Source organism: Legionella lytica (assembly GCF_044626755.1).
Classification (GTDB): Bacteria; Pseudomonadota; Gammaproteobacteria; order Legionellales; family Legionellaceae; genus Legionella; species Legionella lytica_A.
Window position 1 is genome coordinate 265,925 of the sequence record NZ_JBGORX010000001.1, and the last position, 20,485, is coordinate 286,409.

Consider the following 20,485-nt stretch of genomic DNA (forward strand, 5'->3'; position numbering starts at 1 on the left):
AATTAGGGGTACTTGTATTTCACACTGAAAAATCCTCTTTTGTTTCAGCGGATTGCTCTGCTTCTCGCTCTATCGGTTCTTATTTTATAGCTAAAAGGGACGGGGTAAAATTTAAGAACTTTTCGGTAGCTAATAGGGCACGATTTTCTTGTTGCAGTTTTGCATTGAATGTTGTGGCTGCACTTCTCGATGTAAGAACCAATATAATATCGGCTCCTAAAGCACCGCAGCCTTTTATGGCCAGTACTTCAGGGTAGCTCTTAAATTGGTTAATCAATTGCTGACTATGCTCCGCTACCAAGCCTAATTCAGCTAATTTTGCATGGTAGTCGTTGATGCATGTAACTAATTGTTGTGAGTCGTGTTGTTCAAACGCGTTTTTAGCTGTATCAACCAGATTTGATAGATAATCAATTTGGGCCGGTAGAGCGGTATCTTGTAAATGATGGTGGGTTGCCAGTTTGACCCCGGTATGAATGAGGAAAAAAGACAAGTTCTGGAATGGCCAGGCATAGCACTGAACGATATTGTTCTGTCTATTAATATAGACACATCCGTGTTGGGATTGAGCAATTACATCGTAGCCACTCGGTCTTAGGCCTTTGCCGGTCCATGAGACTTGGTAGTAGGCTTCGAGCATGCTGTTCATATGCGCGGGCTTTTCTTGAAGCATGCAGCTGGCGAGGTAGCTTGCTAAAAATTGTGCGCTGGATGCGCCTAAGCCGCCACAACCTGCGTAAGGATCATGCCAGGATAAGCCAGTTTTTAAATGGTTTTGTTGCTGCCACCATAAGCCCGCTGGCGATTGAGGATGAATCCCGACTAAATCGAGTTCAGAATTATGCGATAGCTCAAAGTAGGGGCTAGTCGTCAGTACGATCGCCGAAGCCTCTGCAACAGCAGCATATTCGCCTAACAAAAAAGTTTTAGCAGGGATGAGCCATTTCATATAGCAATCGGTGTCTGTCTGATTTCTGCGAGTAAATCATGGGCGTTGTTTAGACTAATTCGCTTGTGCATATGCAGCCAGTTTTGGAGACGCTCTTTTAATTCCGGCATTTCATTTTCATTTGCCCCTGCAGCTAAGAGCAGGTTATCAATATGTAGCTTCATATGACCTTGAATGATGCCTTCTGTACATAGGGCTTTTAGCGCACCTAAATTTTGTACTAGCCCCACCGCGGCAATTACTTGAGACAGTTCATTAGCGGAGTTGATATTCATCATGCGCAAGCACATTTTGGCTGTAGGATGAAGTGCCGTTACTCCACCGATGGTGCCTACAATAATGGGTGCAGTTAATTGTCCAGTAAGTACGCCATCTTGGTAACGCCAGCGGGTGATCGCTTGATATTGGCCTTCGCGAGCAGCAAAGGCATGTACGCCTGCTTCTACGGCGCGCCAATCATTTCCTGTCGCAATCAGTACCGGGTCAATGCCATTCATCACCCCTTTATTATGGGTCGCTGCACGATAGGAATCCATTTCAGCAAAAAGAGAGGCTTCTTGTAGTTTTTGACCAAGCACCGGGTCAATGTTGCGAATCGTTACTTGTGCCGTAGTCAGCTTTTGATCGTTAAGATTGGACAAAATGCACATGGTGACTTCTTCACCCGTTAAGTCTTCTATAGGGCCTTTTAAGTATTCTAAAACTTGGTTGATGATGTTGGCGCCCATGGCATCACAGCTATTCATCATTAAATGAATTACTGCCATGTCCTTACCATCAGCTCGCTGTAGATGACGCAAGCTTAAATCAACAACTCCACCACCTCGTTTTACCATATTGGCTGCCACATCTTTATTTGCTTTCTCAATAAGGTATTGTCGGTTTTCTGCAAAAATACGTGAGAGCTTTTGGAAATTCTGTACTTGCGCTAATTGAATTTGTCCGAGAATGCATTCACCATGCACCCAAGCTTTGATTTCACCACACTGTCTAATCCATTTCGCTGATTTCGATAAGGCGGCAATAATTGACGTTTCTTCAACAGCCATGGGGATGACATAGTCTTGGCCATTAATATTAAAGTTGGTCGCCACGCCTAAAGGAAGTTGAAAATAGCCAATAACGTTTTCGATTAATTTATCTGCCAGGTTTAAATCTTTTATCCCGCCATTTTTGAGAAACGTAATGTCTTCAGGAGTCACTGCACCTAAAGCAAGTAATCGTTTAAAGCGTTCTTCACGGGAGAGTTTTGAAAAGCCAGAAAATAATTCGTCAGTATTGGGCGCTAAAGGCATGCTTTCTCCTCTGTTTAGCCGGCGTTACGCAAGTTTAAATAAGGCAGCGTTTGCGTGAGTCAAATTGACTCTTATTGCCTTGCATACCTGGTGTTCGTTTAAAAAAATGAAGTGAATTGTATCATAAAATGGCAATACAAACTACCGGAAATAGGGCCCTGGCGAGTGATTTTTTCAAAAAAGAGCAGGTGATACGGTGCGATTATTTAGTTATTTGGTGCCTAAAACTAGAGCACACTAATAATGAATCCAATTTTCTGCAGATTAATTTGTCTGTTTGGCTAGTATTTTTTTCTTGTTTGGGTTATTTTATGCGCAACTTGTGAAATTAATATTATCGAGGTGTCTGATGGGAACTTCTAAGAATCAAAGTGCGGCTAATAAAGTTATAGAGGCAAGAAAACAGCTTCTAAATACTATAACGACGTGCGAGTCTTTAGCTGAGCTTAAACGTTTGGAAAAAAACTATACAACCGATGACCGATATGCTGTACCTAAAGCTTCAACTAACCTCCCTAGAAATAGGGTAAAGCCAACAATGTCTGTACCTGAGCTGCAAGAGCTTGTGTCTCTAGATAAGCAAATTAAAGAAGCATTCGAGACACAAAAAAATACGATAGAGGCGCGTTTAGTACAGCCTAAAGCAGATTTATCTGCTAGTTTAGAAGATCTAGTTCTTGTCGATGAGCGTAGTGAACAGGATTTATCTACTAGTATAGAAGGTCTAGGTCTTGTCGATGAGCGTAGTGATGTTGAGTCACATGAACTACCAGGACAAGTTCAACAAGCAGAGATATCTCCTTTACAAGAACTCAGAAGAATAGCCATTGCGCGTATTGAAGCTGAATTAGTAAACGTTGCTAATAAATGCGATAGAATGTCTAAGAAAGGCGATGCGTATGTAGAGGCTACTCTGGCTACACGACGTATTCATCACGCAATCCATAATTTAACCGAAAAATACATTGAAGATGGTGATTTACAGCATTTCCAAGAGGGAACGAGTGCTCTTTTGGATAAAAATACAGAAGATATGAAAACCATCAATGAGCACCGTGGTTGGGCAAAAAACTTTTTGGGTAACCTTGCACTCTTCATTCTTGGCGGAGGGGTAGGGTACGCTGTTGTTTGTGCTTACAGAGGTAAATTCTTTGAATTCAATACAGACACTGCAAATGTTGTTGGTGCGGTGAATGAAAAGATTTCTGCGCTGAGCATGAGTTAATTTAAATTCTTGCTTTAAAACGTTCGTAGCTCATATTTTAGATGGAATCCTAATGTGAGCTACCACTCAAATTAAATTATTAGTTTTTGCGCTTCTGCACTATTCGTATTATTCTTGTGATAATTTTTAATTTAAATAAAGACTTATGGCACATAATAGCCCGCAAATAACATTTGATGAGCAACTCAAACAGTTTAACTGTTCAGGTGCTTGGTCTGTTATGGATGTTGGGAATGTAGTCAAACAATTTACTGCAACAACATTACCCCAATCCCAAAAAATTCAGCTAAATGGTAAGAATATCAGTCATTTTGATAGTGCTGGTGCTCTAACCTTAATTCAATGTATTGAGAAATTAAAACAGCAGGATAATCAAGTTGAGTTGACCGACTTTACTGAAAGACAATGCCAACTCATTGATTTAATCATTGAAAAACACGATGCAATATCCTACAAGATTCCTGATCCAGAAAAAGAGAATGTTTTCTATAAGATAGGGAAAGAAGCAGAGAAAAAACTACGTCAGGTAGATGGGTTAGTTATTTTAATCGGTGACCTGGGGACCCGAGTTTTTGAGGCTTTTGGTAATTGGCGCCGTTTTCAATTTCCCAGCATTATGTCAAATCTTGATTCGACAGGCGTTAAAGCATTACCCATTCTTGCTTTACTCTCATTCTTGATTGGAGTCGTTTTAGCATATCAAATGGGGCTGCAATTAAGTACCTATGGTGCTAACTCGTTTATTGCCTACTTATCTGGAATGGCGATTTTTCGTGAGTTTGCTCCTTTAATCACCGCGATTATAGTGGCAGGACGAACCAGCTCTGCCTTTACCGCGCAGCTTGGTAGTATGAAAATTAATGAAGAAATCGATGCGCTCTTAACTATGGGCTTATCCCCAACCGAGCACTTGGTACTGCCTAAAGTGATAGGACTATTAATAACCTTTCCATTATTAATTTTCTGGTCCGATATTTTTAGTGTTTTAGGGTCCATGTTCATGGCCAAAAACATGTTAGGGATTAGCTTTATTGATTTTTTAGAGCGATTAAGAGATTCTGTAGGTATTTCCCAGTTTCGACTTGGTCTTTATAAAGCTCCTGCATTTGCCTTAATCATCGCTTTAGTCGGTTGTTTTCAAGGATTTCGAGTGGAAGCGGGCAGTGAAAATAATATTGGCAGTCAGACCACCAAAAGTGTGGTGCAGTCTTTATTTTTAATTATTATTGCTGATGCAATTTACTCAATTATTTACAGCTGGATGAAGTTATAGATGAATGACCCAGTTATTGAAATCAAAGGAATGAAGAATTTTCTTGGTGGTCAATGGGTGCATAGGGACATTAATTTGACCGTAAACCAAGGTGAGATTCTGGCTATTATTGGCGGCTCGGGTAGCGGTAAGACCACCATTTTACGCAGCTTGTTGATGTTATTGAAACCAACTGCGGGCGATATTAAAATATTCGGCCAGGATATTAGTCGTCTTGATGCGCATCAGTCATTTATGTTGAGACGTCGCTGGGGTATGTTGTTTCAACACAGTGCGTTATTTGCATCAATGAATGTTTTAGAAAACGTGATGTTTCCTATGCAAGAATTTGCGGAGCTGGATCCGGAATTCATGCAGGAATTAGCCTTATTAAAAATAGCCTTAGTTGGTTTGCCCAAAGAGGCCGCAGGTAAATTGCCTTCGGAACTTAGTGGGGGAATGCAAAGAAGGGCAGCAGCGGCACGTGCAATTGCCATGGATCCGGAGTTATTATTCCTTGATGAGCCTACTACGGGCTTGGATCCTCGTAGTGCGCGGCTTTTTGACGATTTAGTTGTGTTTTTACGTGACTCCTTAAATCTGACGATCGTCATGGTCAGTCATGACATTGAGTCTTTAAAACGTACCACCGATAGAGTGGCCTTTGTTGGTGATGGGCGAATTTTGAGTGTAGAGCCCATTAATGAATTAATGAAAAATAAAAACGAATTAATCGCTGATTACTTCAGTAAGGTATAAAGTCCTCACTCAAGATTAATGTTACGGAGAGAAATTTTTGGAATCAAAAACCAACTACACCCTAATCGGTGTCTTTATCGTCGTTCTATTCGTAGGGCTTTTATCTGCCATGCTATGGCTATCTGTTGGTTTTAATCAAAAATCATATAGTAATTTTACCGTGTATTTACACGAAGCCGCTTCGGGTTTAAGTAAAGATGCTCCGGTTAAGTTTAATGGAGTACAAGTAGGCTATGTTAACGAAATAAGGCTAAATAAAAATGATCCACGACAAGTAGAAATCATTTTAGCGATTGAAAATGGCACCCCAATTACTAAGAGCACTGCCGCTACCTTAATTTCTCAGGGAATTACTGGCGTTACCTACATTGGTTTAAGTGCGAGTACTTCTGATTTGGCTCCTATTGTGAAGCTTCCCGGCGAACCCTATCCAGTGATTCCAGCCAAACCTTCACTATTTAACCAATTAGATACGCTTTTAAAAGAGGTTTCTGAAAGCATTAATAACGTCAGCACTCAAGCGAAACATATTTTTAACCGGAAAAATGCCAGACACGTGTCTCGTATTTTAAACAATGTAGAAAAGCTAACTCATGTAGTTGCGGCGAATAGTGGCCATATTGATGACACCATAAAAAATGCGGATGTCTTTTTAACTAATATGGCTAAAGCCAGTAAAGAGTTTCCGCAATTACTTAGAGAGTTGCAAACCGGGGTTGCCAAATTTAAAGCGATGGCGGATAGTTTAAGCCATGCGGGAACTAGCGTATCAAGTACCATGGGATCGGGAAGAAATACTTTAGAAAAACTATCCCAAGATACTTTGGCACCTGCATCAACATTATTACGCCGATTAAATGCTATTTCAGTCAACCTGGAAAAGGTTAGTAATGAAATGCGTCAAAACCCTTCGGTGGTAATTCGTGGGAGTTCCGCTCCAAAACCAGGGCCTGGAGAATAAGTAATGAGAAGATTAAATAGAATAGGGCTGTGTTTGATTTGTTTACTGCTCGTTGCTTGTTCACCAGTTAAAATTCCTGCGTCGAACCAATATCAATTAACGGCCTATAGCAGTAAACAACTCACCAAGCATCCTCAGCGGGTTGCGCTTTGGGTGACGCCGCCTGATGCAGCTGCAGGCTATCAATCAGAGCAAATGCTTTATGTGAATAAGCCTTTTCAGCTTGAGTCATTTGTGAAAAACGCCTGGAGCAATCCCCCTGCAGATATGCTTTATCCGTTAATGGTGCAAAGTTTGCAAAAAACGGGAGTTTTCCATGCGGTGCTTTCTAGCTCATATAGCCAAGGGGCTGATTATCGTTTAGATACTCAATTACTTTCTTTGGAGCAAAGTTTTCTTAGAAGGCCTAGCGTGCTCCAGTTTTCTGCCAAAGTAGTGTTGACGCGCGTTTCCGACAATAAAGTGATGGGCTCGAAAATTATTAGCCTGCAAATCCCATGCTCTGTAGATAATCCTTACGGTGGGGTAGTCGCTGCTAATCAGGCAACACGCGAATTTACAGCGAGGATGTCTGCGTTTGTGGTATCGCATTTATAAAACGTCCCCAACGTTTCTATATCTTTGCTTTCCACCTCTAGTGGCTTGTTCCTGCCTTTTGATGACCTCTACTCCTACGCCCGCGGCGTAGGAGTAGAGAACGTGATTAGATTGGTAGGGATGTGTTGAAGAGCCAGTGGATTGTTCACGGAATGACTGCCTAGCGGAACAAGGAATAACTGATCTATTTCTTACCGCTCTTCTAGCAAAAAAAAAAAAAGAACTGTACAATGTCGCCCCAAGAGCCCATATTGGGATTTCGTAAATTTTTACTAATAAGAAGAATAAAGGAGATTGAGGATGAAAGCCGGATCAATTTGTAAATTAGGTCTGCTTGCAGCGAGTGTTTTGTTGGTAGCAGCTTGTTCTAAGGCACCAGGAATGGCTGGAGCCGGGGTGAGTGATGCCGGTGCTAGTGCTCAAGGTCTAGGCCAATTTACTCGTTTTGCTGGTCAAGAGCCAGGTGAGTCTTATACTACTCAAGCACCTCATAACCAATTATATTTATTCTCTTACGATGACAGTGCTTTAAATCCTAAGTACCTGCCATCTGTAAATGCTCAGGCTGAATACTTAAAGTCACACTCTGGTGCACGCGTTTTAATCGCAGGTCATACTGACGAGCGTGGTAGCCGTGAATATAACGTTGCTTTAGGTGAACACCGTGCAAACACTGTAGCAGACATTTTACGTATGGCTGGTGTAAACAGACATCAAATGCGTGTAGTGAGCTATGGTAAAGAGCGTCCGATTAATTTAGGACATGATGCTGAGTCGCATGCACAAAACCGACGTGTAGAATTTACTTATGAGGCAACAAGATGATTAATTGCAAAAGACACATTATCGCTGCAGGTTTTTCGTTAATACTTCCTTTGACCTGTTGGTCAGAGGCGCCTGTGGTTGATGATAGTGATAATTTTGCAATGACGGATGGGCGACAGGCGCATGATGCGACTGTTGCCGATTCTCGATATTATGATGATGCGCCAATGGATGTGGCTCAAAATGACTATCCTTCTGATGCCTATCAAGGGGATGATGGTCCAGCACTTGCTAAAGATGATCAAATGAGCAGCCCAAGGGGTTCTAATGTCTCTGACAGTGCTTCGTTAATTGATAAAATTCAGACCTTACAAAAAGAAGTCCAAGAGCTTCGTGGACAGTTAGAAATACAAGCTCATGATTTAAAATTATTACAGCAACAACAACTTGCCTTTTATAAAGATTTAGATTCTCGTTTAAGTGGCGGTGCTTCTGTTTCAGCTAAAGCAGTTACAGATAAGCCTGCAATGGATCTTTCAGTTGGTTCTAAAGAGCCTGCACCACAACCTACCGTGGCAAAAACCACATCTGTTGCAGAGCCAGTGGTGACTTCTGTTTCTAGAGCAAATCCTGCTGATGAGCAAATCAGCTATTTAGCCGCGTATGAGTTAATTAAAAACAAACGTTATGATGATGCTTTAGGCTCAATGAATACCTTCGTACAAAAATACCCTCGTGGTGGTTATACCTCCAATGCTCAGTATTGGTTAGGCGAGTTGTATTTAGTTAAAAAAGATTATGCAAAAGCAATCGAGCATTTTGATGTCGTATTAAAGCAGTTTCCGACTTCGAGCAAATCTGCTGCAAGTATGTTGAAAGTAGGCTATGCCTATGCTGAAATGGGCAATAAGCCTGAGGCGCAAAAATATCTACAACAAGTAGTAAGAGCTTATCCTAATACGCCTACAGCGCAACTGGCTAATTCAAAATTGCGAACAATATGAAGTCTTTTGTAAATCAAATATCCGATTTAGCTCTTTCATTGCTAAGACACCCTATGATGTCCATTACAGGGTGTCTTTCTCATTTATTCCTATACCACTGCTACAACTGGAGTTAATTCCAAGGAGACCATTATGCATTGGCTGGCTCATGCTCCTGCTAATATTGCGTTAATTAAATATATGGGAAAGAAAGATGAGAGTTCCAACAATCCAGATAACTCCTCTTTATCTTACACCTTAAATAATCTATTAAGCACCGTAAAACTGGAGCAAATTGATTCTGCCCATGATGCATGGGAGCCTTTAGTTGTGCCTGGCCAGGCTAAATTCACATTATCTGCATTAGGTGAAAAGAAGTTCTTGAACCACTTAGCGCGGATAAAAAAGCAATTTGGTTATGAAGGTAGTTTTTTAGTACAGTCTTGTAATAACTTTCCACATAGTAGTGGTATGGCTAGTTCTGCTTCCAGTTTTGCAGCACTTACCCGATGCGCTGTATATGCCTTGGCAGAATTAACGCAACAAGAATTACCTTCCGTAGAAGAACAAGCCTCCTTGAGCCGTTTGGGTTCTGGTTCGTCTTGTCGTTCGTTTCACAGCCCATGGGTTTTATGGCAGGATGATAACACGGTAAAACCAATTGAGTTGCCTTATCCTGAATTAATACATCAGGTTGTAGTTATTAGTGCTGAGCAAAAAGCAGTATCATCTAGCGAGGCACATAAATTGGTAAAAAGCAGTGAACTTTATGCATCGCGTTCTGAACGGGCAGAAGAAAATTTAGAGCAATTGTTGACTGCCTTTATGGCAAACGACTGGGAACGTGCTTACCAGATTTGTTGGTACGAGTTTCAAGATATGCATCAATTATTTAATACCTGTGCACACCCTTTTTCTTATATATCATCAAATAGTTTGAGTGTACTGAATGATTTGCAGCAATTTTGGGATACCAAAGGCGATGGGCCTATAGTAACCATGGATGCTGGACCAAACATTCATTTATTATATCGACCTGATCAAATGGAAATGGCGCGCGAGTTCAAGCGTGATTATCTGGTAGGTAATTATGAAGTTCTGTGATTTTGAAACAACAACTTTTGGTAAGTGGATTTTAGTAGGGGAGCATGCGGTTGTTCGTGGGCATGCAGCCTTAGTTTTTCCGGTTAAAGAAAGAAAATTAATTTTTACTTATTCTGCCAATGCTCCTTCATTAAGTGCCGACTATCTGGGGAGTAATGGCTCCGATATGCATCTATTATTTTGGAGTGTATTAGAGCATGGATTAAAGTTACTCGGTCATTCTTTAAACCAACTTGGTGGACATTTTCTTTTAAACAGTACCATTCCGGTAGGTGGTGGCATGGGGGCTTCTGCGGCACTTTGTGTGGCAATGAGTCGTTGGTTCTGCGCACAGCAAATGCTAGCCCAGGAAAAATGTAATGATTTTGCCAAAGAGTTAGAACATTTATTTCATGGTAAGAGCAGTGGCTTAGACGTTGCTGGTGTTGCAGCGGAAGGCGGGATTTATTTTAAAGCAGGTGAGGCAACTCCTTTGCGACAAACAGCCCAGCCCAAGTTTTTTCTATCGTCATGCAATCAAATTGGCATTACTTCTCATTGTATTCAGCAGGTGCAGCATTTATGGAAGAATGCCCCTGAATTAGCAAAACAGTTGGATTTACAAATGGCTGAATCGGTTGAAGATGCTAAAGCCGCGTTAGAGCAGGGTGGTGCAGAAGTAGCTAGCAATTTAGCTAAGGCCATTAATAAAGCTGCCGATTGTTTTATGCAGTGGGGTTTGGTGAGTGAGAGCTTACAGCAGCATATGAATTGCTTGACTTCCATGGGTGCGTTAGCAGTGAAACCTACGGGTTCTGGCGGTGGCGGTTTTGTTTTGAGTCTTTGGGATAACCCGCCTCCAAAGCATTTGGAGTTATTGCCTGTGTAGGTTGGGCTGTTAAGCCCAACAAATCAGGGCTCGAGTAACATCCGATGCTGGGTTTGACAACCCAGCCTACCATTTTCTTAGCTCACATAGGGGAATGTAAAATTCTTCCTTGCCTCACTTTGTTCGCAGTGACGACGGTTTTATTTAATTTAAGAAATTACATGTCCGCGTAATTGGTGAGGGTAATAAGCCTAATCAACAAACTGATAATACACTTCGTTTTGTTTAATCATACCTAATTCATGACGGGCTTGCTCTTCTAAAGCTTGGTCACCACTTTTTAGTTCTTTAATGTCTGCTTCCAGAGCTCGATTACGCACGACTAATTTATCGTTTTTCTGCTCATGCTCCGCCAATTTTTTTTGCAACGAGACCCATTGGATTAAGTTTCCATCTCCGAGCCAGAGTTTATGTTGGAGCACAACTAAGGCAATAATTAAAATGATAAATACTGGGCGCATAGATTTAGCTTGTTTTAAGGTATTCGTATAATTTTATTGTATTACTTTATTTCAATAAGGAGCAATATATTAAGGAATAATTTTAAGAGTTAATTAAGGGATTTGGCTGCAATTTTCTTGAGAGAGTAGATTAATAAAAGAACAAATTGTCTTGATTTGCATGGGCTTAGTGCAATATTTGAGCTTAAGGGGATATTGGTGTACAATAACGCATCAAAAATTACTATTAAGGTTATTTTCAAATGAGCTATTTTTTTGCGCTTCCGAATAAAGTTTTGATGGGGATATATAATAATCTTACACCAAAAGAATTACTCCGCCTATGGGAGTCAGGAGAAAGCCGATTATCAAAGAGTGATGAAGTCATTACCGCTTTGTTTATGCAAAGGGATGCGGCGAAGTCGTATCAGCAGAAAATAATCCAATCCTGGTTGGAAGGTCATACTACATATCCCCTTGCTGTTGCTCGTGACAATCCTCAGGTGTTTTTAGAAGCCCTGCAGGGGCTTGATCTACCCTATAAAATTGCAGGATTACATGTAATTAGTAGTGAGAAGACGGCTAGCGATGCGTCAATAGACCATTTATTGACCCGGCAGATTAATGACATTTGTCAGGGGCGTGAGAGCAATAAAAAAATGCTCGGATTATTTGTTTCACAGCTGAAAGAGGAACAAATCAGCAAACTTCTGGCATGGATTGAAGACATTGGGATAAATTGGTACCGTAAAGATCCTTCTGAGCTGGAGAATGCACTACAAATTTTAATTGTGCTGGCCCCCAGGTTGAATACGACTCAAATTACTAAAAACCTTTTTTACTTTATTCAATTTAATCTGAAAAGTAATAATTTTGATGTGTGTCGCAGCGCACACGAAGCTTTAATTGCTTTGGAACCAAAGCTGAATGAGGCGCATATTACTTCCGAGCTGGTTAGAAGTATTCTAATAAATTTGAATTGCACTCATGCTGGGATGGCTCGCTGCGCACAACAGACGTTAATCGCTTTGGCACCCAGGCTGGAGGAAGCGCACATCCAAATGCTGTTGCAGCGGATTAAGAATGGCTTTGTGGACTCAGATAAAGCGGAGCGTATTTTTGCACAACAGGCTTTCACTGCTCTGGAACCAGTATTGGATAAGGAGCATGTCAACAAGTTTTTTGCTTGGGTTGAGCGAAATATGGGGCATGAGAATTATAATGTGCGCTCTAGCATACAAACTGTTTTAGCAGCAAGGGTGTCAATACTGGATGAGGCGAACATCAATCCCAATCTTATTGCCTGGATTGAAGAGGATCTGCGTCATATAGATTTTAACGTACGCCGTAATGCACTAAAGGCTTTAACTGCACTGGCACCAAAACTGAAGGACAGGAATACTATTTCCAAGCTTCTTGTGGGAATTAAAGATCATATGTTTTATCGTGATGTTGCGATAAACGCCAGCGAGGCTTTAATTGCTCTCGTACCGGTATTGGATGAGGTTCTCCTCAACGAGCTTTGGAAGTGGACTATGAACGGTCGGACTCATTCCAATGATGAGAACCGTCGGGTCGCGCGATTCGGTTTAATTGCCCTGCGGCCCCAACTCAGTCATGATCAGATCAGTGAACTTCTTGCGTTGATTGAAGTTCAGCTGGCTAATCACAATCCTTTGTTGCGTTCCAGTGCACTGCATGAGCTAATCGCACTGGCACCTACATTGGATGAAGAGTACATAACTCCCACGCTTCTTGATTTAATTGAAGAAAATCTGTCGCACAACAGTATTGACGTAATGATAAATGCACTAAATGCTCTAGTTGCACTGGTACCCCGAAAAAATGAGATAGAACTCAGTACTACTCTGCTTACCAGGATTAGAGATAGGCTGCTAGAAAGTGATTCTATGCTACGTTTTGAGGCCCAACAGGCTTTAGCTGCGTTGGCACCGAAACTCAGTGGTACGCAGATTAGCAATATTTTTGCTTGGGTTGAGTCGAGAGACTTTCTGGATGCAGCGCGTTTACAAAGAGCCATAATCGCTGTGGTGCCAAATTTACATGAGATACCCAACATACCTCAACTTCTTGGCTGGATTAAAGAGGGTTTGTGTGACGTGGATGAAAACTACTGTCTCGAGGCACAACGTGCTTTTATTGCTCTGGAACCGACTCAGCAACACATTACGCCCATACTTTTTTACAAAATTGTAAGCGATCTTAGCCATAAGAATGACCAGATACGCAACAATGCAGAACAGATTTTAGCTGCACTGGCACCCAAATTGGATGAGACGTACATCAACATGTTTCTTGCAGAAATTCAAAACCCAATGGGGCGGTATTTGCAGCCATTTCCTTCTTTAGGAAAATTCTTAAGTGTTTTCTGCTCGCCGACTAATCCATGTGCTTTATCCATAGCAAAACAATTAAGGAATATCATCCGTGGCCCTGTCCAGAATGAAAGCGACATGGCATTAAATGCTCTTGCGGAGTGGGGGATGTCGTGGGTGGTGAAAGGACGTGAAAATAATTGTCAGGATATAGACAGCTCTAAAAAGTTAATTGACTCTATTTCTGTTACTAATTTACAGAGGGGAAATCCGAGCCCTACTATCAACGTGACCCTTATTGATGCATTACAAGATCAATGGGCCGCCATGCTACAGCAGACTTCCCTGGCTCTAAATCCCTAGTATCGAAAAGTGACAAAAATTGAATGAGAGTATCCCTCATCCTAACTTCCTGCGGTCTCTTGATTATACCTCAATAGACCGCTATTAAATATCCGCATGCAGCATCGTGCAGATGCTTAGTATTACTTTAAGTGCTTACGTAAGATATCCAATTCATCATTCAACAGCTCTATTTTTTCTATTAGCTCAATAGCCAGTACTACACCTGGTAAATTAACACCTAAATCGCGATGCAAACGAAAGGCTGATTCAATTCTGTGTAGTTCCTTTTGATTGAGTTTTAGTTGCTCAAGCTCCATAGAAGTGTTGGAAAATAACCCATGTTCCATCATTTCACTTAATAATTGTTGCGGTATATTGTACTTATGGCATACCTCGGTGTAAGTGAAGGTTTGGGTTTCCTCAATAATTATGCCAACTAAAATATCATTTTTGTCCATGTTTAGGCCCCCATCTTATCGCGAGGATTATAAGGCATTACTTCAGCCATTTTTTTATAAAGCTCCTTTGCTGCTTCCGTAGTTGCGGGTGGAGTAATAATCTTTAAGAGTACGTACTGATTACCGGGAGTGCTACCTGGAAGACCGCGATTTTTTAATCTTAATTTTTGTCCTCCTTGTGAGCCAGGAGGAATTTTTAAGTCAATTTTTCCGGCTAAGGTAGGTACAGTCACTGATGCCCCTAAAGCCGCTTCCCATGGGGTAATAGGAAGGGTTAGGTAGATATCATTGTCCATTAGATCAAAAATTGGATGTTTATCGATTTCAATGGTCAAGTAAATATCTCCAGGTGGCCCTCCCTGCATTCCTGGGGCACCTTGACCTGCCACACGAATCTGTTGACCGGATTTCACCCCTTGAGGGATTTTTACTTTCAATGCTTGGGTCCCATTTGCACCTTCGTGGCGGCTGGGAATTTCAATGGTTCGTGTCGTTCCATTAAATGCTTCCTCCAAACTCACATTAATTTTCCCTTGATAATCTTGTCCGGCCATTGGTTGTTGCTGATATCGAGAATGGCCAAATAAAGACTCAAAGAAATCATCATTAAATTGTGTACCATGGCTTTGATAGGGGCCGGAGCGTTCACTATGCCAGTCTGATTGTTGCTGCGCATTAGAGTGAAATTCACGATTTTTTAGAAAGTTATCATATTCAGCACGTTTTACTGGATCTTTAAGAACCTCATAAGCCTCGCCCATTTCTTTAAAGCGTTCTTCTGCATCCTTTTCTTTGCTGAGATCCGGATGATATTTACGGGCCAGTCTACGGTAGGCTAGCTTAATGTCTTTTTCAGTTGCATCTTGGCTTAATCCCATTATTTTATAATAGTCTTTATCCATTTTTAGACCTCAATTGCGTTTTTATTTTTGTAATACATAACTACCCGGAGCATCCGGCAATTTTTTATCCAAGCTTGGTGCTTTGATCATAGTAGAACTTGATTGTTTAACAAGCCATTTATGCCAGGCTATCCACCAGGAGCCTGATTTTTTTTCTGCTTCTTCCCGCCACATGGTTGGGCCAATATAAGAATCATCTCTTTTTTGTTCACGAATCAGGTAACTTCGTCCCTCATGACCGGGTTCACTGATAATGCCTGCATTATGCCCGCCATTGGTGAGCACAAAGGTAATATCTCCGTGAATCATTAAATGGGTTTTATAAACCGATTTCCAAGGAGCAACGTGATCGTTTTCCGTACTGACTACAAACGCTGGCGTTTGAATATTTTCAGCAACAATGTATTTTCCCCCGACGGTGAACCGTCCTTCAGCAAAATCATTATTGAGGAATAATTTTTCTAAATATTCACTGTGCATTTTATAAGGCATACGTGTTGCATCCGCATTCCATGCTAGTAATGCAATCATACCTCTTTGAGTACCATGCATGTAGTCTTGAACCATTTTGGACCAAATAAGATCGTATGAACGTAGCATTTGGAATGTACCTGACATTTGTTTGGTATCTAAATATCCTTGATCCCACATCATACTTTTTAAGAAAGACACCTCACTTCGCGTGATGAATAATAATAATTCTCCTGCTTCAGTGAAATCGCCTTGTGCGGCGAGTAAGGATAATGATTTTAGACGGAGATCCTTATTTTTAGCCATTGCTGCAGCCGTTATCATGGCCAAGGTGCCACCAAGACAATAACCCATTAAATGAATTTTAGTATTCGGTATGATGCTCGATACGGCATCAATTGCAGCCATTGCTCCCAAACTGTAATAATCTTCAAGGCCAATATCGCGATCTTTAGAGTCCGGGTTTTTCCACGACACAATAAAAACGGTATGTCCTTGCTGAGTAAGCCAATTAACTAAAGAGTTCTTCGGTAATAAATCCAGGATATAGTATTTCATAATCCATGCAGGAAGCATCAATACAGGTTCTTTATAAACATCCCTAGTTTGGGCTTCATATTGGATTAACTCCATTAAATGATTTTGGAATACTACTTTGCCTTTGGTGATTGCTACTTGTTTGCCAGGAATAAAATTCTCCACGCCAGCTGGAGGGGAGCCCGTCAATTTTTCCACGAGATCCTGCACCGCTAATTCAGTTCCACGAACTAGGTTTTTACCGTTTGAACGGATGGTTTCCTGGAATAAATCTGGATTACCTAATACAAAATTCGAGGGAGAGGCGGCGTCAAGGATTTGCCGAGTAATGAAGGAAATAATCCGTTTTACTGGGATCGGGAGTCCCGGTATTTCTGTAGACGCTTTTAAACCCCATTCTTCAATTTGTAAAAACTGTTCAGCCCACAGACGCCAGGGATAGTAACTCCAATTATCAGTATGAAAACGTACGTCCTGGCCATCAGCAGGTTTTTCTTGATGTAATAGGTTATTTACATGGTCGGAAAAATTTATTGCTGGATATAGCCCTAACTTCATCATGGTGCCAGGTGCTTGCATGAGTTGCGAAATCCAGGAAAAATAGGAGACACCAATAGAAGCAGGACTAATGCCTGCTGTAATTTTGGCTAAATTAGCTTGGTAGGTTTTATCGATAAAATCAAAAATATCATCGGTTTCTGGTGGATCACAGTCTTTACACTCTTTAGCACTTAGTGTAGCTTGTTGCTCTTCTGTTGCAGGTGACGATTGTTTTTTTTTAGCAGGAACAGCCTTTGCCATTTTTTTCATGGTGTCTGTCTCAATGCAATTTTGTTTAATAAAAAAAGTATAGCAGCTTCTTTTGCTTATACCTAAGAGACGGCATATGCTGGTTTTTAGCAGTGCACTTAATTTTATTGGAGATTTTTTATGCGAAACTGTATGTTTAAAGTTTTAGTTGCTGGGGTTTTTGGATTGCTGGTAGGTTGTCAGTCAAATCCAGGTAAACCAGCGTCTTTATTTGGTGCGCCATTTGCTAATCCTTCATTTGCTCCTGCTCAAGGTGATTTGACTCAATCCGTCCAAGAGGCATTAATGCGTAACGATGAACTGGCTGTAGCACCAATTCGTGTTGAAACACGCCAAAGTGTAGTGATTTTATCAGGATATGTTAAAAAGATTCGCCAAAGTGATACGGCAGAATTAATTGCACGCCAAGTTCCTGGAGTTCACTCTGTAGAAAACCGTATTATCGTTCGCCCATAAATTTAAAACCCTTGATGTAGCATAGCCTAATCAAGGGTTTTCCAACTAAGGAAAACCTTAGGGTAGATCTAGTCAAATCAGCCTCCTAATAAGAATCAACGTCAAGAAAGATCTCAAAAACAGATCATTGTACTATATTTATACAATAGAGACGTTTTATATCGTACGGAGAAAAAAATGGCTGACTTAATTCACAGTGTCTTGCCTATGCCTCGCCGCGAAATTACTTACATCCGCCCTGATGAATCAATAAGGAAATGTATTGATTTGATGAATGCACTGGATATTGGTGCTTTAGTGGTGGTGGATGATGAGAAAAAGTTAATTGGCATAGTGAGTGAACGTGATATTGTTCGCTCCTGTTTACATAAGTGTGTTAATTTGGACACCGGTAAGGTTGCAGATGTTGTTTATAAAAATGTGACCATTCTGAATTCTAATGATGAGGTGGAAAAGGCAATGCAAGCCATGACCACTACCAAACGAAGGCACATTCTAATTCGTGATGATGAGCGACACGATTTTGTAGCTATTGTATCGATTGGTGACTTGCTTTATCACATACTGGAAGATAAATCGCGAATCATAGAGCATTTAGAAAATTACATTCATACCTATTAACGAGATAAGAATGAGTGCTATAGTATTGTTTTCAATATAAGTTTGCATCTTATGAAAACAGCATTCAGATTATTTTGGGTATTCTTTTTATTAAGCTTTAATTTATGGGCAGGGGATGGCGCGACATCCTGGTACACTCAGGATGCGAATAAGAAGCTAACGCTTAATGTTGAGCTATTTCTTTCTTCCACCTGTCCTCATTGCCATAAAGCGGATGAGTTTTTTAGCTCGCTTAGCAAGTCGAATCCTTACTTACATGTGCAACGCAATATCATTAATGAAGACAAAAATGCTTTAATTCGTTTTAATCAATTATTAAGCGAACAGCATATGGATGATTTTGCGGTTCCTTCGATCTATTTTTGTGGTTCTCGTTGGCTGGGCTTTGCTTCTGCTGAAACAACAGGGAAAGATCTCTTGCATGCCATTAATTATTGTAAGCAGCAAATTGAAAAAGACGGGACTTTAACTCCCGCAACAATCGATACTTTACGGCATTGGGCGAATGCTAATAAGTTTGATTCAGGGATGGTTGAGAAGCCTTCAACCTTTAGTTACATCGTAACGATTGCGATTACCGATGCCTTCTCTCCATGTGCCTTTTTCTGTTTTGCAGGCTTTTTAGCATTTTTGTTTTTAGGCGAAAATCATAAAACACGTATTAGTGCCAGTTTATTATTTATTTTAGCGATGGCAATTACCCATTATTGGCAGCAAGTGCATACGAGTAGTTTTTATGAGCTACTTCCCTGGTTACGTGGCCCGGCATTTATCTTAGGGGCTGTGGCAGTGTACTTTGTTGTGCAGTTTTATAAAAGAAAATCGACTCGTTATTGGTTGCTATCTTTGGCATTTTTATTCGGATTTATGGTCACTGTTTATCAGCAAACCTGTGTGATGAATTGGTCTTATATTTTTGAACAATGGTTAAATAATCAAAATGTCTCGTCCCTTCATGCAGGCTTTTATCAATTGCTGTACCAGGCTTTATACATACTGCCTTTAGTGATTATCCTGATTTTTTATTTAACCCTGTTTAAAGTGAAGCGATTTGTAGCTATGCAGCCCCGCTTGGTTCCTATAGGGTTGCTATTTATTTTAGCGATTGCTGCGTGTTTGATCGCATACCCTCTTCTGTTGGCTAATTTAACTGTGTCGGTATTCACAATACTGATCTTGGGTGTTTGTGGTCGTTTTATAAATTTGACTTGATCTTGAACTAATGATTTGGGATCATCATTATTCTTTGTTTTTCAGGTGGTAGCATGAGTAAGCTCATTGATATTCCCGTGGTTGTTGAAAGCGGATATAAATACAAAACCTCTAATGGCATTACAGCAATTAAAGATGGTGTAAAATCAACCGGGCATGTTCATGAGCGTCTGCCTAAACCAAAATGGCTACGCATTGTTAATCAGACCACTCCAGCTTATGGTCAGGTAAAAGAACAGGTGCAAAAGCATCGTTTAGCCACCGTGTGTGAAGAGGCTAAATGTCCAAATATTTCAGAATGCTGGTCACATGGCACGGCGACCATAATGCTCATGGGGGCTGTGTGCACACGTGCTTGTCGTTTTTGCTCAGTGGATACTGGCAACCCTCATGGTTGGCTTGATGCAGAAGAGCCAGAAAATACAGCCAATACGGTTGTTTTAATGGATTTGGATTACGTAGTTTTAACTTCCGTAAACCGAGATGATTTGGCCGATGGTGGTGCAAATCATTATGCAAAAACCATTCAAGCGATTAAACACCGCTCTCCTAAAACTAAAGTAGAAGCCTTAACTCCTGACTTTCAAGGTGTTGAGCGTGACGTTGCACTATTGTTGGATAGTGGAGTAGATGTTTTTGCGCAAAACGTGGAAACGGTAGAGCGTTTAACCCATCCTGTTCGGGATAACCGCGCAGGTTACCAGCAAACTTTAAATGTACTGTCTTTTGCTAAACGTTATCGTCCGGATGTTTTAACTAAGACCAGTTTAATGCTGGGATTAGGTGAGACGGATGAAGAGATTATTCAAACGATGGATGATTTACGGGCCCATCATGTAGATATTTTGACGTTAGGGCAATATTTGCAGCCAACAAAAAATCACCTGCCAATCGAACGTTATGTAACCCCGGAAACTTTTGCGGAGTTAAGACAAATTGGTTTGCAAAAAGGATTCTTTGAGGTTGCGTCAGGACCTTTAGTTCGTTCCAGTTATCGTGCAGACCGAGTGTTTAAGCGAGATAATTTAGGATTGGAATTATAAAAGTTTCACATCGCCCAGTATGCTAATAAAATAAGAGGGATAGTGTGTTCAAGCCCTTGTCACACCAGGGTTTATGTACCACCGCTTTTAGCCTCC

General features: G+C 40.8%; 20 protein-coding genes. 14 read left to right on the plus strand and 6 right to left on the minus strand.

Annotated features, from left to right (window positions below):
- Positions 1–79 precede the first annotated feature (79 nt).
- Both ACD661_RS01085 and ACD661_RS01090 read right to left on the minus strand, forming a co-directional pair.
- Complete coding sequence (locus ACD661_RS01085; RefSeq protein ID WP_400185685.1) at positions 80–949, minus strand: mevalonate kinase family protein; 870 nt, start codon at positions 947–949, stop codon at positions 80–82.
- Entirely contained in the window at positions 946–2,244 is a 1,299-nt protein-coding gene (locus ACD661_RS01090; protein ID WP_400185686.1) for a hydroxymethylglutaryl-CoA reductase, degradative, read from the minus strand. The genes ACD661_RS01085 and ACD661_RS01090 overlap by 4 nt, the downstream gene beginning before the upstream one ends.
- 349 nt (positions 2,245–2,593) lie before the next feature.
- On the opposite strand from ACD661_RS01090, the gene ACD661_RS01095 reads away from it, so the two are divergent.
- From ACD661_RS01095 to ACD661_RS01135, 9 genes are all read left to right on the plus strand, one after another.
- Positions 2,594–3,469: a hypothetical protein gene (locus tag ACD661_RS01095; RefSeq protein ID WP_400185688.1), complete on the plus strand. Its 876-nt coding sequence runs from the start codon at positions 2,594–2,596 to the stop codon at positions 3,467–3,469.
- A 145-nt stretch (positions 3,470–3,614) separates the two neighbouring features.
- Entirely contained in the window at positions 3,615–4,742 is a 1,128-nt protein-coding gene (locus tag ACD661_RS01100; protein WP_400185690.1) for an MlaE family ABC transporter permease, read from the plus strand.
- Positions 4,743–5,480, plus strand: coding sequence for an ABC transporter ATP-binding protein (locus tag ACD661_RS01105; protein ID WP_400185691.1), 738 nt, complete (start codon positions 4,743–4,745; stop codon positions 5,478–5,480).
- 37 nt (positions 5,481–5,517) lie between these two features.
- Complete coding sequence (locus tag ACD661_RS01110) at positions 5,518–6,441, plus strand: MlaD family protein (protein WP_400185692.1); 924 nt, start codon at positions 5,518–5,520, stop codon at positions 6,439–6,441.
- Positions 6,442–6,444: 3 nt separating this feature from the next.
- On the plus strand, positions 6,445–7,038 hold the full coding sequence (locus ACD661_RS01115) for an ABC-type transport auxiliary lipoprotein family protein (protein WP_400185694.1): 594 nt from the start codon (positions 6,445–6,447) through the stop codon (positions 7,036–7,038).
- Between the two features lie 300 nt (positions 7,039–7,338).
- Positions 7,339–7,863 carry a peptidoglycan-associated lipoprotein Pal gene (pal, locus tag ACD661_RS01120; protein ID WP_400185696.1) on the plus strand — a complete coding sequence of 175 codons (525 nt, stop codon included), beginning with the start codon at positions 7,339–7,341 and terminating at the stop codon, positions 7,861–7,863.
- A complete protein-coding gene (gene ybgF / locus ACD661_RS01125; RefSeq protein ID WP_400185698.1) occupies positions 7,860–8,807 on the plus strand; it encodes a tol-pal system protein YbgF in 948 nt (315 codons plus the stop codon). Before pal ends, ybgF begins: the two co-directional genes overlap by 4 nt.
- 132 nt (positions 8,808–8,939) lie before the next feature.
- Positions 8,940–9,890: a diphosphomevalonate decarboxylase gene (locus tag ACD661_RS01130; RefSeq protein WP_400185699.1), complete on the plus strand. Its 951-nt coding sequence runs from the start codon at positions 8,940–8,942 to the stop codon at positions 9,888–9,890.
- Positions 9,877–10,758 carry a mevalonate kinase family protein gene (locus tag ACD661_RS01135; RefSeq protein WP_400185700.1) on the plus strand — a complete coding sequence of 294 codons (882 nt, stop codon included), beginning with the start codon at positions 9,877–9,879 and terminating at the stop codon, positions 10,756–10,758. Before ACD661_RS01130 ends, ACD661_RS01135 begins: the two co-directional genes overlap by 14 nt.
- A gap of 191 nt (positions 10,759–10,949) precedes the next feature.
- On the opposite strand, the gene ftsB is transcribed toward ACD661_RS01135, so the two are convergent.
- Positions 10,950–11,219 carry a cell division protein FtsB gene (gene ftsB, locus ACD661_RS01140; RefSeq protein WP_400185702.1) on the minus strand — a complete coding sequence of 90 codons (270 nt, stop codon included), beginning with the start codon at positions 11,217–11,219 and terminating at the stop codon, positions 10,950–10,952.
- 242 nt (positions 11,220–11,461) lie between these two features.
- Between ftsB and ACD661_RS01145 the strand changes: the two genes are divergently transcribed.
- Positions 11,462–13,897, plus strand: coding sequence for a hypothetical protein (locus ACD661_RS01145; RefSeq protein ID WP_400185703.1), 2,436 nt, complete (start codon positions 11,462–11,464; stop codon positions 13,895–13,897).
- Between the two features lie 122 nt (positions 13,898–14,019).
- On the opposite strand, the gene ACD661_RS01150 is transcribed toward ACD661_RS01145, so the two are convergent.
- The 3 genes from ACD661_RS01150 to ACD661_RS01160 are packed head-to-tail and all read right to left on the minus strand — an operon-like array spanning position 14,020 to position 17,057.
- Positions 14,020–14,337, minus strand: a complete 318-nt coding sequence (locus ACD661_RS01150) for a chaperone modulator CbpM (protein WP_400185704.1) — start codon at positions 14,335–14,337, stop codon at positions 14,020–14,022.
- Positions 14,338–14,339: 2 nt separating this feature from the next.
- Positions 14,340–15,239, minus strand: coding sequence for a DnaJ C-terminal domain-containing protein (locus ACD661_RS01155; protein ID WP_400185706.1), 900 nt, complete (start codon positions 15,237–15,239; stop codon positions 14,340–14,342).
- Between the two features lie 21 nt (positions 15,240–15,260).
- Positions 15,261–17,057 (minus strand): PHA/PHB synthase family protein, encoded by a 1,797-nt coding sequence (locus ACD661_RS01160; protein WP_400185707.1) that lies wholly within the window; start codon positions 17,055–17,057, stop codon positions 15,261–15,263.
- Positions 17,058–17,177: 120 nt separating this feature from the next.
- On the opposite strand from ACD661_RS01160, the gene ACD661_RS01165 reads away from it, so the two are divergent.
- From ACD661_RS01165 to lipA, 4 genes are all read left to right on the plus strand, one after another.
- Positions 17,178–17,513 (plus strand): BON domain-containing protein, encoded by a 336-nt coding sequence (locus tag ACD661_RS01165; RefSeq protein WP_400185708.1) that lies wholly within the window; start codon positions 17,178–17,180, stop codon positions 17,511–17,513.
- Positions 17,514–17,690: 177 nt separating this feature from the next.
- Positions 17,691–18,134: a CBS domain-containing protein gene (locus ACD661_RS01170; RefSeq protein ID WP_400185709.1), complete on the plus strand. Its 444-nt coding sequence runs from the start codon at positions 17,691–17,693 to the stop codon at positions 18,132–18,134.
- Positions 18,135–18,185: 51 nt separating this feature from the next.
- On the plus strand, positions 18,186–19,346 hold the full coding sequence (locus ACD661_RS01175; RefSeq protein WP_400185711.1) for a hypothetical protein: 1,161 nt from the start codon (positions 18,186–18,188) through the stop codon (positions 19,344–19,346).
- Between the two features lie 53 nt (positions 19,347–19,399).
- Positions 19,400–20,389 carry a lipoyl synthase gene (gene lipA, locus ACD661_RS01180; RefSeq protein WP_400185712.1) on the plus strand — a complete coding sequence of 330 codons (990 nt, stop codon included), beginning with the start codon at positions 19,400–19,402 and terminating at the stop codon, positions 20,387–20,389.
- Positions 20,390–20,485 lie beyond the last annotated feature (96 nt).

What these genes read in the sequence shown, in the direction of transcription:
- ACD661_RS01085 (WP_400185685.1), bottom strand. Translation starts at nt 949, where the DNA reads ATGAAATGGCTCATCCCTGCTAAAACTTTTTTGTTAGGCGAATATGCT.
- ACD661_RS01090 (WP_400185686.1), bottom strand. Translation starts at nt 2,244, where the DNA reads ATGCCTTTAGCGCCCAATACTGACGAATTATTTTCTGGCTTTTCAAAA.
- ACD661_RS01095 (WP_400185688.1), top strand. Translation starts at nt 2,594, where the DNA reads ATGGGAACTTCTAAGAATCAAAGTGCGGCTAATAAAGTTATAGAGGCA.
- ACD661_RS01100 (WP_400185690.1), top strand. Translation starts at nt 3,615, where the DNA reads ATGGCACATAATAGCCCGCAAATAACATTTGATGAGCAACTCAAACAG.
- ACD661_RS01105 (WP_400185691.1), top strand. Translation starts at nt 4,743, where the DNA reads ATGAATGACCCAGTTATTGAAATCAAAGGAATGAAGAATTTTCTTGGT.
- ACD661_RS01115 (WP_400185694.1), top strand. Translation starts at nt 6,445, where the DNA reads ATGAGAAGATTAAATAGAATAGGGCTGTGTTTGATTTGTTTACTGCTC.
- pal (WP_400185696.1), top strand. Translation starts at nt 7,339, where the DNA reads ATGAAAGCCGGATCAATTTGTAAATTAGGTCTGCTTGCAGCGAGTGTT.
- ybgF (WP_400185698.1), top strand. Translation starts at nt 7,860, where the DNA reads ATGATTAATTGCAAAAGACACATTATCGCTGCAGGTTTTTCGTTAATA.
- ACD661_RS01130 (WP_400185699.1), top strand. Translation starts at nt 8,940, where the DNA reads ATGCATTGGCTGGCTCATGCTCCTGCTAATATTGCGTTAATTAAATAT.
- ACD661_RS01135 (WP_400185700.1), top strand. Translation starts at nt 9,877, where the DNA reads ATGAAGTTCTGTGATTTTGAAACAACAACTTTTGGTAAGTGGATTTTA.
- ftsB (WP_400185702.1), bottom strand. Translation starts at nt 11,219, where the DNA reads ATGCGCCCAGTATTTATCATTTTAATTATTGCCTTAGTTGTGCTCCAA.
- ACD661_RS01145 (WP_400185703.1), top strand. Translation starts at nt 11,462, where the DNA reads ATGAGCTATTTTTTTGCGCTTCCGAATAAAGTTTTGATGGGGATATAT.
- ACD661_RS01150 (WP_400185704.1), bottom strand. Translation starts at nt 14,337, where the DNA reads ATGGACAAAAATGATATTTTAGTTGGCATAATTATTGAGGAAACCCAA.
- ACD661_RS01155 (WP_400185706.1), bottom strand. Translation starts at nt 15,239, where the DNA reads ATGGATAAAGACTATTATAAAATAATGGGATTAAGCCAAGATGCAACT.
- ACD661_RS01160 (WP_400185707.1), bottom strand. Translation starts at nt 17,057, where the DNA reads ATGAAAAAAATGGCAAAGGCTGTTCCTGCTAAAAAAAAACAATCGTCA.
- ACD661_RS01165 (WP_400185708.1), top strand. Translation starts at nt 17,178, where the DNA reads ATGCGAAACTGTATGTTTAAAGTTTTAGTTGCTGGGGTTTTTGGATTG.
- ACD661_RS01170 (WP_400185709.1), top strand. Translation starts at nt 17,691, where the DNA reads ATGGCTGACTTAATTCACAGTGTCTTGCCTATGCCTCGCCGCGAAATT.
- ACD661_RS01175 (WP_400185711.1), top strand. Translation starts at nt 18,186, where the DNA reads ATGAAAACAGCATTCAGATTATTTTGGGTATTCTTTTTATTAAGCTTT.
- lipA (WP_400185712.1), top strand. Translation starts at nt 19,400, where the DNA reads ATGAGTAAGCTCATTGATATTCCCGTGGTTGTTGAAAGCGGATATAAA.